Annotated in this window: 12 protein-coding genes; 5 read left to right on the top strand and 7 right to left on the bottom strand. The window is 64.8% G+C overall.

The window, feature by feature from the left end; all coding sequences use genetic code 11:
• Window positions 1-76 precede the first annotated feature (76 nt).
• From WN72_RS38450 to WN72_RS38470, 5 genes are all read right to left on the bottom strand, one after another.
• On the bottom strand, window positions 77-1126 hold the full coding sequence (locus WN72_RS38450) for an L-idonate 5-dehydrogenase (protein ID WP_092213004.1): 1050 nt from the start codon (window positions 1124-1126) through the stop codon (window positions 77-79).
• Complete coding sequence (locus WN72_RS38455) at window positions 1123-2529, bottom strand: TRAP transporter large permease (RefSeq protein ID WP_092213006.1); 1407 nt, start codon at window positions 2527-2529, stop codon at window positions 1123-1125. The genes WN72_RS38450 and WN72_RS38455 overlap by 4 nt, the downstream gene beginning before the upstream one ends.
• A 4-nt stretch (window positions 2530-2533) precedes the next feature.
• Window positions 2534-3112, bottom strand: a complete 579-nt coding sequence (locus tag WN72_RS38460; RefSeq protein ID WP_027560891.1) for a TRAP transporter small permease — start codon at window positions 3110-3112, stop codon at window positions 2534-2536.
• Between the two features lie 108 nt (window positions 3113-3220).
• Entirely contained in the window at window positions 3221-4180 is a 960-nt protein-coding gene (locus WN72_RS38465; RefSeq protein ID WP_430640358.1) for a sialic acid TRAP transporter substrate-binding protein SiaP, read from the bottom strand.
• Between the two features lie 90 nt (window positions 4181-4270).
• Window positions 4271-5098: a FadR/GntR family transcriptional regulator gene (locus WN72_RS38470; protein WP_092213010.1), complete on the bottom strand. Its 828-nt coding sequence runs from the start codon at window positions 5096-5098 to the stop codon at window positions 4271-4273.
• 142 nt (window positions 5099-5240) lie between these two features.
• Here WN72_RS38470 and WN72_RS38475 point away from each other — a divergent pair, with 142 nt between their 5' ends.
• Together WN72_RS38475 and WN72_RS38480 are read left to right on the top strand one after the other, a co-directional pair.
• Window positions 5241-6725 carry a mannitol dehydrogenase family protein gene (locus WN72_RS38475; RefSeq protein WP_194482951.1) on the top strand — a complete coding sequence of 495 codons (1485 nt, stop codon included), beginning with the start codon at window positions 5241-5243 and terminating at the stop codon, window positions 6723-6725.
• Window positions 6726-6823: 98 nt separating this feature from the next.
• Window positions 6824-7231, top strand: a complete 408-nt coding sequence (locus tag WN72_RS38480; RefSeq protein ID WP_027560895.1) for a nuclear transport factor 2 family protein — start codon at window positions 6824-6826, stop codon at window positions 7229-7231.
• A 52-nt stretch (window positions 7232-7283) separates the two neighbouring features.
• Here the strand turns inward: WN72_RS38480 and WN72_RS38485 are convergent, their stop codons facing one another.
• Window positions 7284-8009: an HAD family hydrolase gene (locus WN72_RS38485; RefSeq protein ID WP_092213012.1), complete on the bottom strand. Its 726-nt coding sequence runs from the start codon at window positions 8007-8009 to the stop codon at window positions 7284-7286.
• A 143-nt stretch (window positions 8010-8152) separates the two neighbouring features.
• On the opposite strand from WN72_RS38485, the gene WN72_RS38490 reads away from it, so the two are divergent.
• Window positions 8153-9001, top strand: coding sequence for an SDR family oxidoreductase (locus tag WN72_RS38490; RefSeq protein ID WP_092213014.1), 849 nt, complete (start codon window positions 8153-8155; stop codon window positions 8999-9001).
• A gap of 121 nt (window positions 9002-9122) precedes the next feature.
• Window positions 9123-10391, top strand: a complete 1269-nt coding sequence (locus WN72_RS38495; protein ID WP_092213016.1) for a serine hydrolase domain-containing protein — start codon at window positions 9123-9125, stop codon at window positions 10389-10391.
• A 54-nt stretch (window positions 10392-10445) separates the two neighbouring features.
• Here WN72_RS38495 and WN72_RS38500 read toward each other — a convergent pair whose 3' ends face one another.
• A complete protein-coding gene (locus WN72_RS38500; protein ID WP_092213018.1) occupies window positions 10446-11333 on the bottom strand; it encodes a dienelactone hydrolase family protein in 888 nt (295 codons plus the stop codon).
• A 655-nt stretch (window positions 11334-11988) separates the two neighbouring features.
• On the opposite strand from WN72_RS38500, the gene WN72_RS38505 reads away from it, so the two are divergent.
• A complete protein-coding gene (locus WN72_RS38505) occupies window positions 11989-12564 on the top strand; it encodes a MarR family winged helix-turn-helix transcriptional regulator (protein ID WP_027560900.1) in 576 nt (191 codons plus the stop codon).
• The last annotated feature ends 6 nt before the right edge of the window (window positions 12565-12570 follow it).

Consider the following 12570-nt stretch of genomic DNA (forward strand, 5'->3'; position numbering starts at 1 on the left):
CCGGTTCGCGTGAAGAAAACGCGTCAAACAAGAATCTAGAGTCCCGTTCCGATTCCATCGGAACGGGGCTCTAGGATCAGTTCGCGGTCAGCACGACCTTGACACTCTGCGAGCGGTCGAGCGCCAGCCGCAGCGCATCCGGCGCGGTCGACAGCGGCCGCTCGGCGGTGACCAGCGACAGCACATCGACGCTGCCTGCGCCGATCAGTTCCACCGCGGTCATGAACTCGAATCCGAAGCGGAACGAGCCGCGCAGGTCGATCTCCTTGGCCATCACCGCGTTCGACGGCGTCGGGATCTGGCCGCCCGGCAGATTGCCGATCTGCACCACGACGCCGCCACGCCTGACGATGCCAATGGCGCTCGCAAGGCCGGCGGCCGTACCCGAGACTTCGAAGGCGACGTCATAGGGACGCGTCGCGGCCTGCGCCTTCAGGCCCTCTTCCCCACCCGACACGTTCTCGACGTGGGACGCACCAAGCTTGGTCGCGAAAGCGAGCGGCGCCGGCGCGATGTCGGCGACCGTAATGTCGGCCATGCCGGCGCGGTGCGCGGCGAGCATGATCAGAAGCCCGATCGGGCCGGCGCCGAAGATGATGCCGCGCTTGCCTTCGATGTTGCCGGCGCGTGCCACCGCGTGCAGGCAGACCGCGAGCGGCTCGGCGAGCGCCGCGGCCTGATAGGAGACGTGATCCGGAATCTTCACGCACTGCGCCGGGATCGCATCGAAATAATTGGCAAAGCCGCCCTGCATGTGCGGCGTCTTCGAGGCCGAGCCCATGAAGTAGATGTTCTCGCAAAGATTGGGCCGGCCTTCGCGGCAGGCGACGCAATGGCCGCACCAGCGCGACGGATTGACGGCGACGCGGTCGCCGACCTTCAAATTGGTGGCGGAGCCTGCGATCTCCACGACCTCGCCCGAGATCTCGTGGCCCAGCACCAACGGCGACTTCACCACGAAGTCGCCGGTGCGGGCATGCCGGAAGTAGTGCATGTCGGAGCCGCAGATGCCGCCGGCGCCGAAGCGGATGCGCACCATCCCGTCCGCGAGCTTGTCGAGCGGATGCTCAATCATGCGCAAATCTTCGGGGCCGAACAGGGTTGCGGCGAGAGCTACGGAGGTCATTTGGAGAGTCCCATATATTTAGGCAGCCAGAGGGTCAGTTCGGGAATGTAGGTGATTGCGATCAGCGCGAGCAGCAGCGGCACCAGCCAGGGCAGGATCGCGACCGTCGTGCGCTCGACCGAGAGCTTGGCGACGCGAGCGAGCACGAACAGCACCATGCCGAGCGGCGGATGCAACAGGCCGATCATCAGGTTCAGCGTCATGATCAAGCCGAAATGGATCGGATCGATGCCGAGCTTGAGCACGATCGGCAGCAGGATCGGCACCAGGATGGTGATCGCCGCCGTGGTGTCGATGAAGCAGCCGACGAAGAGGATCAGGATGTTGGCGAGCGCCAGGAACACCCATTTGTTATGGGTGATGCTGAGCATCCAGTCCGACAGCATCTGGGCGGCCTGCGACACCGTCAGCAGCCAGGCGAAGATCGACGCCGCCGTGACAATGAAGAGCACCGAGGCCGTGGTCTCGATGGTGTCGAAGGTCGCCTTCGCCACCGTCTTCAGGGTCATGGTGCGATAGCGGACGAGGCCGAGGAACAGCGACCAGATCACGGCGGCGACCGCGGCTTCCGTCGGCGTGAACCAGCCGAGCGTCATGCCGCCGATCAGGATCACCGGCGCCATCAGCGCCATCACCGCCGAGAAGTCGAAATACCAGTCGATGATGAGCAGCGTGCCGAGACCGATGACGACCGCCATGTTGGTCGACATGCCCGCCATCACCATCAGCCAGATCGCGAGCGGGAACGCCAGCACGATCGCGATCTCGAGGCCGGCCGAGCCGAGCTGCGGCCAGGAGAACGGCGTGTCGCTGCCCCATTTGTTCTTGTGCGCGAAATAGGTGACCGTCGCCATCATCAGCAGCGTCATGACGATGCCGGGAATGACGCCGCCGAGGAACAGCGCGCCGATCGAGACATTGGCCATCATGCCGTAGATCACGAAAGGCAGCGACGGCGGGATGATCGGGCCAAGCGTTGCAGACGCCGCAGTGACGCCGACCGAGAATTCGGTGGAGTAGCCGTGGTCCTTCATCGCCTTGATCTCGATGGTGCCGAGACCGGCGGCGTCCGCAATGGCCGTGCCGGACATGCCGGAGAAGATCACCGAGCCGATGATGTTGACGTGACCGAGGCCGCCGCGCATCCAGCCGACCAGCGCGACTGCGAACTTGTAGATGCGGCCGGTGACGCCGGCGATGTTCATGAGATTGCCGGCGAGGATGAAGAACGGCACGGCGAGCAGCGGAAAGCTCTCGACGCCGGCGATCATGCGCTGCGCCAGCGTGACGTCGGGCGTCACGCCGCTGACCAGGATGTAGAGTAGCGACGACGCAGCCATGGCGATCGCCACGGGAACGCCGATCAGCATCAGGATGAGGAAGCCCCCAAGCAGCAACAGCATGATACTATCCTTCAAAACCGTCGTAGGCGCCGGGGCGTTCGAGGATCGAATAGCCCTGCCGCAGATGCTGCAGCGCCACCTGCAGCGAGCGCACGAACATCAGCACGAAGCCGGCGAGCACGGCGTAATAGACGTAGTCCTTGGGAAGATTGATCGTGGTCATTGACTCATCGCCGATGATCTGGATGTAGACCCAGACCAGCTTGATGGCGTAACCGAAGAAGGCGATCCGGATCAGGTCGATCAGTGTGGACATCGTGCGCGCCACCATGTGCGGCAGGTAGCGGTAGATCAGGTCGACCTGGATATGCCGCGACAGCCGCACACACATCGAGGCGCCGATGAAGACCACGCCGATCAGGCAATAGGTCGCGATCTCCTCGGTCCAGGCATAGCTGTCGTTGAGGACGTAGCGGGTGAAGAACTGGAGGAAGACGGCAAGCGCCATCACCCAGAAGATCACCAGCGCCACCCAGTCCTCGAAGGCGTAGATGCCGAGATCGACCTTCGGCGTCGCCTCCTCCTCGAAGGTGTGGGCGATCTCGTCCGCGGTGATCTGCCGGTGTATTTCGGCGGTGGACATGGGTGTGCTCCTCCTCAAATCGTCGTTCCGGGGCGACGCGTCAGCGTCGAACCCGGAACGACGAGATTCCGGGTTCTCGCTTCGCGAGCCCCGGAATAACGGTCGTTGCTATTTGACGTCCTGAATCCGTTCCCAGTCGGCCTTGCGATAGCCAAAGGTCTCGAACGGAACGTTCTTCAGCACGATGTCGCGGAATTCGTTCTTGTCGACCTCGGTCACGGTCAGGCCCTTCTCCTTGAAGAAGGCGACCAGCTTGGCCTCGTTCTGCTTGATCTCGGCGGTCGCCTTCGCAGCGGCCTCCTGCGCGACGTCGGTGAAGATCTTCTTGTCTTCGTCGGAGAGCTTCTTCCAGAGCGCGCCCGCCACCACCGTGTTGAGGTGGTCGACGATGTGGCCGGTGAGCACGATGTGCTTCTGCACCTCGTAGAACTTCTTGGCCTCGATCGTGGTCAGCGGGTTCTCCTGCGCCTCGACCGTGCCGTTCTGCAGCGCGAGATAGACTTCGGCGAAGGCGATCGGCGCGGTGTTGGCGCCGCAGGCGCGCGGCATGGCCAGATAAGCCGGCACGTCAGGCACGCGCATCTTCAGGCCCTTGAGGTCGGCGCAGCTCTTGATCGGCTTGTTCGACGAGGTCTGGCGCACGCCATAATAGGTCACCGCGATGATGTGGTGGCCGCTCTTGTCCTCATAGCCCTTGGCGAGCTCCCTAAAGATGTCGCTCTTGGTGTAGGCAAGCAGATGATCGGCATCGCGGAAAGTGTAGGGATAGTAGGTCACCCCGATCGGCGGAAAGCTCTTGGCCGCGAAGCTCGAGCCGGAGATGATGATATCGACCGAGCCGAGCGAGAGGCCCTGGTTGATGTCGGCCTCTTTGCCGAGCTGCGACGCCGGATAGACGTCGATCTGGTAGCGCCCGTTGGTGCGCTTGCCGATCTCCTGCGCGGCCCACACTGACGCGCTATGGAACGGCTCCGAGGTCTCGTAGACATGGGCCCATTTGAGCTTGGTCTGCGCCATGCCGGAACTGGTCGCCGCGACCATCGCCGCGACCGAAGCCGCCAGCACCATCGTCATCTTCTTCAACATCGACTTATCCTCCACTGACTAAAGTCTGCTTCTTGTTCGCCCACACCTGAAACGGATGCAGGCCGCCCAATCTCATCGCCGCCGCGCGCTGCTGCTCTTGACCTGCTTTTTGGCCTGCTTCTTCGCCGCTCGCTTTGGTGTTGCCGGCTTGGCCTGATGTCGCTCCGCCCGGCCCCGCCCGGCAGACGAGGCCGCTGCGGCAGTCTCGGCGCCAAAATTCTGCGCGAAGCGCTCCTGCGAGCGCGCCAGATGCTTTCGCATGGCCTCGCGCGCGCTGTCCGGATCGTGCGCCGCGATCGCATCGCGCACGGCGCGGTGCTCGTCGAGCGCGGTACGCCACGTGCCGGGGCTTTCGAAATAATGCGCAAGCTGCGCGAAATAGGGATTGAGGCGCTGATCGAACAGCTCGCCGACCACGCGGACCAGAACGGCGTTGCCGAGGCTTCCGGCGATCGCGACGTGGAACGCGCGGTCGTGCACCATCGAGGCTTCGCCGGGATGCTCGACGTTCTCCATCGCGACGAGGGACGCATCGATGCGGGCGACATCATCCTTCGTCGCCACGCGCGCGGCCTGTTCGGCGATGGCACTTTCCAGGAATTCGCGGGCGCGCAGCAGCTCGAACGGGCCTTCGATGACGGCGGCCGCCGGCGCCGCCGCGGCATCGGCCGCCTCGATCACATAGATGCCTGAGCCGACACGGATGCGGACGCGGCCTTCGACCTCGAGCGCGATCAGGGCCTCGCGCACCGTGGGCCGCGAGATCTTGAGCTGCTCGGCGAGCTCGCGCTCGGTCGGCAAGCGGCTGCCGACCGCGTACTCGCCGCTGTCGATCAGGCTTCGCAATTGATCGGCGACCTGGCGGTAAAGCCGTCTCGCCTCCACAGCTTCCAGCGGCACGCTGGCCTCCCCGAAAGGGTCTCGCGGAATCGTCCCGACCCGCGGCCCGCCAATTTTGGAAAATTGGTCTTACCAATTGACCAGAGCATTGACCGAGGTCGGGCGCCATGTCAAGCAGCGGCAAAGCAAAGGGGAGACGTCCATGCGCCCAAGTTCGATGCGTCTTGGCAGCGCCAATCTCGATCGGTTGCCGTCCGGCATCCGCCGCCCGGCCTATGACCGCTCGCGCGCCACGCCCGGCATCGTGCATCTTGGCCTCGGGGCTTTTCATCGCGCACACCAGGCCGTCGTCATCGACGATTGCCTTGCCAGCGGCAGCTCGTCCTGGGGCATTGTCGGCGCCAGCCTGCGCAGCCCGGATACGCGCGACGCCCTCGCCCCGCAGGATCATCTCTATACCGTTGCCGTACGTGCGGCCGAAGGCACCGAGCACCGCGTCATCGGCGCGCTGCTCGACAGCGTGGTCGCGCGCGAGAAGCCGGCGGCGCTGGTCGAGCGGATGGCCGATCCCGCCATCCGCATCGTCTCGCTCACGGTTACCGAGAAGGGCTATTGCCACACGCCGCAGACCGGCGACCTCGACGAGCGGCATCCCGATGTCGTGCACGACCTCAACAATCCCGACGCACCACGCTCGGCGCCCGGCTTCATCGTGGCTGCGCTGGCGCGCCGGCGTGCGCAGGGGCTGATCCCCTTCACCGTGCTGTGCTGCGACAATCTCGCCGCCAACGGCCATACCGTGCAGCGGATCGTGACGCAGTTCGCCGCACTGCGCTCGAAGGAGTTCGGCAAGTGGATCGCAGATAATGCCGCCTTCCCCTCGACCATGGTCGACCGCATCGTGCCGGAGACGACGGACGCCGACCGCGATGCGGTGTCATCCGCGCTCGGCATGCGCGACGCCTGGCCGGTCATGACTGAGCCCTTCACGCAATGGGTGGTCGAGGACCGCTTTACGGCGGGCCGGCCTGATCTTGCCGCCGCAGGCGTCGAGCTCGTCACCGACGTGAAGCCGTTCGAGCTGATGAAGCTGCGGCTGCTCAACGCCAGCCATTCCGCGCTCGCCTATCTCGGCTATCTCGCCGGTTACGAGACCATCGCCGACACCATGACCGATGCGAGTTTCGCGCGTCTCGCCGCGCGGGTGATGGAAGAGGCCGCGGTGACGCTGACAATGCCGCCTGGCACTGACCTTGCCGCCTATCGCGCCTCGCTGCTCAAGCGTTTTTCCAATCCGGCGCTGCATCATCGCACCTGGCAGATCGCGATGGACGGCTCGCAAAAACTGCCGCAGCGCCTGCTCGGCGCGATGCAGGATCGCCTTGCGAGGAACCTGCCGATCGCGACCCACGCGCTCGCGGTCGCCGGCTGGATGCGCTACGTCGCCGCCACCGACGAGCAGGGCCGCGCTATCGACGTGCGCGATCCGCTCGCCGCCGAGTTCGCCGCGCTGGCGCGTGAGGCAGGCCCGGTCGCCGAACGGCTCGCACCCACATTGCTCGGCGTGGAAAAAGTGTTCGGGCCGCTGGGCACCGATCCGCGGCTGCGCGAGGCCGTGACCACGGCGCTCGCCCATCTTTACAAGGATGGCGCGCGGCGGGCGGTGGCGGCGCACGTTTCGGCGTGACTACAAAAGGAGCAGCAGCGTCTTGAATGCTGCAGTGCGGTCAAAATCAAACGCAAGTCGCGCTTGATTTTTTTCTGTCATTGGCCCACCCGAGAGGCATGGCAAAGGACAGCAAGGTCATCGCCGCCAACGCGGCTTTCTACGCCGCTTTTTCGACCGGCGACTTCGCCGGCATGGAACGGATGTGGGCGGATGACGACGCCATCTCCTGCATCCATCCAGGCTGGCCGGCCATCGTCGGCCGCGCCACCGTGATCGGAAGCTGGCGCGATATTTTGCAAAATCCGGAGCGGCCGCAGATCGTCTGCGCCGAACCGCAGGCGATCGTCGACGGCGACAGCGCCCGCGTGCTCTGCATCGAGATCGTCGACGGCACCGCTCTGGCCGCCGCCAACCATTTTCGCCGAGTCGGCGACGGCTGGCGCCTGGTGCATCACCAGTCGAGCCCGATTGCGCAGATTGTCGAGCAGGCCGAAGACGATAGGGCGAGTCACCGCGTCCACTGACCGCAGCCCTCACGCCGGCGTGAGCTACTGTGCATGGGGTTGTTTTCCGGTTTTATTTTTGAGCCCCGAGTTCCGACAGGTCATCCAGCACAAACCGCGCCGCGCTGAAGTCGTCATCCCGGAAGAACATGCTGCGCGTAATGAGAACCGGAATAACCGCCCGCGACGCCGCGATCAGCCCGTTGCCAGAATCCTCGATCGCGACACAGTCGGAGGCATGGAGCCTCAGCCGCGCCAGGATCTCGAGATAGACATCCGGCGCCGGCTTCTTGTTCCTGACATCATCACCAGCAACGATGGCATCGAAATCCGCAGCCCAGCGGGTCCCCAGCGCTCGAGACAGCAGCGCATCGATGTTGCCGTGCGACGTCGTGGTCGCGATCGCGAGCCGCTGGCCACGCGCCTTAGCCTCGGCCAACCGCTCCGCCACGCCGGGCCTTAAGGGACAGCAGCCGGTTTCGACCAGCTCCGCATAATGCGCGGTCTTGATGCGGTGAAGCGCCGCGATGTCCACATCGGACAATGGCGGGGCGGCTGCCAGCCTCGCGTGGTAGGCACGCATGCGTTCCTTGCCGCCGGTCACCCGCAGCAGGTCCTTGTAGATGGCACGGTCCCACTGCCAGTCGAGACCATGGCGGACGAAGGCGTGGTTGAACGCCTGCCGATGCAGCTCCTCGGTCTCGGCGAGGGTGCCGTCGACATCGAAGATCAGCGCGGCCGCGCTGCGGATCAGCTCCGCCGCGCCAGAGCGCGTCATGGTGGCCGCTTCCGCCTGCATGTCGATGCCTCCCGGTGTCGAGCGAGCATTGCCTGCACCGGCCGGCGAGACAAATCGGAATATCTTTTGCCGGACCCAAAAATCTCTTATGAGCGAGACGCGCGGCGAGCGCGAACGGGAACCTTGACCTGCACGGGAGACGCATGCGGCTCTTCATCCTCGGCCTCGGCTACAGCGTCCGGCGCTTCGTCCGCAAATTCGGCGACAGCTTCTCCCATGTCGCCGGCACCGTGCGCGATCCCGCGCAGCGGAACGATCTCGCCGGCATCGAGGTCCACGAATTTTCCGGCGGCAGTCCGGCGCGCGAGACGGTCGAACGCATCAGCGAGGCCGATGTCCTTCTCATCTCGATCCCGCCCGGCAGCAGCGGCGATCCTGCCATCGCCGCATTCGGCGACGTGCTGGCGGCGGGCCGCCGCAAGGTCGTCTATCTCTCCACCATCGGCGTCTATGGCGATCACGCCGGCGGATGGGTCGATGAGAGCACGCCGCCACAGGCGACGCTCGAGCGCACACGCATGCGCGTTGCGGCCGAGCAGGCCTGGGCGGACGCAACCGGCGGCGAGGCCGCGATCCTGCGGCTTGCCGGCATCTACGGCCCAGGCCGCAATGCGCTGGTGACGCTGCGCGCGGGCACGGCAAGGCGCATCATCAAGCCCGGACAGGTGTTCAATCGCATCCATGTCGACGACATCGCGGGCGCGATCATGGCAGCGATCCAGCGCGAGGGCGAGGGTACCTGGAACGTCTGCGACGACGAGCCGGCGCCGCCGCAGGACGTCATCACCTATGCCGCGAAGCTGATGAACGTTGCGCCGCCGCCGGAAGAAGCCTTCGAGACCGCCGAGATGTCGGCGATGGCACGCAGCTTCTATGCCAGCAGCGCCCGCGTCTCCAACGCAAGACTGAAGCGAGAGCTCGGCGTCACGCTCGCCTATCCGACCTACCGCCACGGCCTCGATGCGCTCTGGCACATCGGCGAAGGACGCTAGGGTTCCGGCATCACCGGTGCGTCCCAGACATGCTGGGTGCGCGCTTGACTTCGCGCCAGCGCGGTCGTGATCTAGGCGTCGAGCGAGCCATTCGCAAAACGAGCTCGCCTGGGAGGATGCAATGAAGAAGACGATCGCCATGATCGCGGCGGCGGCTGCCGTCATCACGTTCGGTGCAGCGCGCGCCGCACCGCTGCCCGAAACAAATCCCGATGACGCTGGCTTCTCCAAGCAGGGCCTGGCGCGGCTCGACAGCTTCTTCGCGCGCGAGATCGCCGCCAAGCGCGTACCCGGCGCGGTCGTCGCCATCGCGCGCGACGGCAAGCTCGTGCACTACAAGGCCTATGGCATGCTCGATCCGGACAAGGGCACGCCGATGCCGGTCGATGCGATCTTCGCGCTCGCTTCGATGACCAAGCCGATGGCCGCGGTCGCAGGTCTGACCCTGATGGAAAAGGGTCAGCTCCCGCTCCAGGCAAAATTGTCGGACTACTATCCCGGCTTTGCCGACATGAAGGTCGGCGTTCAGCAGGCCGACGGCTCGCTGAAATTCGAGCCGCAGGCCTCGCCGATCTTCATTCACGACCTCTACCGGCACACGTCCGGCCTGATGTATGGCGGCCGCCCGGACTCCTCCAGCGCGCTTGCGCGGCAATACCCCGATGGCGTCGCGCCCGCGATCGAAGGCGACACCCCGGCTTTCATCGAGCGCATCACCAAACTGCCGCTGGCGCATCAACCCTCGACCGAGTTCGAATACGGGTTTTCGATCGACGTGCTCGGCGCCGTCGTCGAGAAAGTCAGCGAGCAGAAGCTCGGCGACTATCTCGCGGCCAATGTCTGGCAACCGCTCGGCATGAAGGACGCGACCTTCCACCCCACCGACGCGCAGCGCCCCCGCCTCGCCCGCCCGTTCGCCAACGATCCGCTGACCGGCAAGCCGCAGGCCATCAAGCTGCTCGACACGCCGACCAAGTTCGATTGCGGCGGCGCCTGCTCGTTCGCGACGATCGGCGATTACGTCCGCTTCGGACAGATGCTGCTCAATGGCGGCGAGCTCGACGGCCAGCGTATCCTCTCGCCCAAGACCGTGCACCACATGACGACCAACCATCTCGGCCCCGAGATCAAGAACAACGTGGCCAACATCGAGCCGCACCGCGCCGGTTTCGGCTTTGGCCTCGCGGTCGCGGTGCGCACCAGCGAGGGGCTGTCGTCGGTGCCCGGCAATCCCGGCGAGTTCACCTGGAACGGCGCTTACGGGACGCAGTTCTTCTGCGATCCGAAGGAACGTCTCGTCGTCGTTGTCGGAACGGCGGCGCCGGGTGAGCTGCGCAAATACTACCGCGAGCAGGTCCAGGACATCGTCTATGGCGCAATGACGAAGTGAGCCTCGAATAGAGAAAGGGCGGCCACTCCGGCCGCCCTTTCGAAAACGCTGCCCTTAGCTCAATACGCCGTATTTCTTGAACCAGGCCTGCGCCTGCTTCCAGGCATCCTCCGCGGCGTCCCTGCGGTAGCTGCCGCGATAGTCGGCATGGAAGCCGTGCGGCGCCTCGGGATAGATCTTGAATTCGGCCGTCTTCTTGTTCTGCTCCAGCGCCGCCTTGAGCTGCTCGACCTGGGCGACCGGAATGCCGGTATCGGCCCCGCCATACAGGCCGAGCACCGGCGCCTTCATCTCGGGGGCAAGCTGCATCGGGCTCTTCGGCCAGAGCGGATTGGCCGGATCGACCGGCGGACCGTAGAAGGCGACGCCGGCCTTGAGCGCGCCGCCATGGGCGGCATATTCCCAGACCGTGCGTCCGCCGCGGCAGAAGCCGATGATGCCCAGCTTCGTGCTGTCGCCGCCCTGCGATCCCGCCCAGGCCACCGTCGCGTCGAGATCGGTCAATAGCTCGGCGTCCGGCTTGGCATTGACGATCGGCAGCAGGTCCTTGACGTCGGTGATCCTGGTGAGATCGGTGCCCTTGCGGAAGTAATAGTCAGGCGCGACCGCGAACGCGCCGAGCTTGGCCAGGCGCCGCGTCACGTCCTTGATGTATTCGTGCAGGCCAAAAATCTCCATCGCGACGATGATCACCGGCGCCTTGGTGTTGCCGGCAGGGCGAGCAAAATAGGCCGGCATCTCTTCCGAGCCGACCTTGATCTTGGCGTCGCCGGTCTGGAGGCCGTTGGTGTCGGTCGTGATGATGTCGGCGCGAACCGGACCGGCCGCGAGCGTGTAGCCAGCGGCGACGGCCGCCGTGGCGCTCATGAATCCGCGGCGCGAGACCGGGGCGACTTTCGTCAGGCCGACGACGTCGGATGTCATGGTGGTTTCGAAGCTCATCGGTATCCCTTCCTGCTTATGGTGGTGCCCCGGGGGCGACGCATTCGCCGATAGTTAACGGGCAAAGGCAAGTCACCAGCCTGCGAGCACGCGGTTCTCGGTATCATCCCTTCGTTGGCGCGGACCATCGGCCGCGCGCCGGACTCTGAACAAGAGACCGGCGGCCGATCGGATCGGCCATACGCCAGCCGTCGGATTTGATCGTGTGCGGGCTTTAACCGCGTGGCTGCGCTGCGACGCAACATCCATTAACCCAACATTACAGTTCTGCTGCCGCAACCCACGCGGTCAGAAGCTGCAGACTGCGGCCACTTCGCACAATTCGAAAAGGCTCCGCCGCAACAAATAGGCTGTGCGGTGGCGGCAACGACACATCATGTTGCCCAGACGCAGCGCGCCGCCGGAATCCGGCCGGTGAAGCGCAGTCATTTGACTGAAATTTTCCGAAGAGTTGAGCCGTACGATTCACTCGAACTTTCTTTGTGACGCCCTAGTTCCACGTCCGGAGGTTCCCTCTTGGAAACCGAAGGGCGACTTCCAAGAGCGCTCCGCCGTCCATTCGGACGAAGGATCGCCCGAGAGCTTCATTGTCGTCCACCCAGATTGCGCTACCCAAGGCTCAATTGAATAAAGCTTTATCCGACCTGGAATTGAAATGAACTTGGCTCGTGAATCGATTGAACTGTTGGAGCAGGTCGCGCGAATCCTCTGGTTCGAAGGCACCAAGCACGGCTTGCGCGACCGCGAGTGGATGGCGCTGCGATTCCTTTCCCGCGCCAACCGGTTTTCCCGGACGCCTTCGGCGCTCGCAAGCTACGTCGGCACCACGCGCGGCACCGCCTCGTTCATCATCGGCGAGCTCGAGCGGCTCGGCTATCTGGAGCGAAAGCGCTCGGCCACTGACAAGCGATCGGTGATGCTGAGCGTGACGCAGCAGGGCAAGAAGTTCCTGGTGCGCGATCCCGTCAGCGTTCTCGTCGAGGCAATTGCCGTCCTCGACGACGACGCCAAGGTCCGCTTCCGCGACGCACTCCGTCACGTACTGGATCAGTCCGACGCTGCCGAGCAGCGGCACCACACCGATGTCTGCAAGCGATGCATCTTCCTTCGCGAGGATCGCACTTCCCCCGATAGCAAGACAGCCGAGTTCAGCTGCCGCCTGTTCCGCGCGCCGATCGCGGAAGCGGAGGTGGATCTGCTATGCACCAGCTTCGAGCATCACCGCCAATAGAGGGCG

The sequence above is a fragment of the Bradyrhizobium arachidis genome (genome assembly GCF_015291705.1).
In the GTDB taxonomy this organism is placed as follows: Bacteria; Pseudomonadota; Alphaproteobacteria; order Rhizobiales; family Xanthobacteraceae; genus Bradyrhizobium; species Bradyrhizobium arachidis.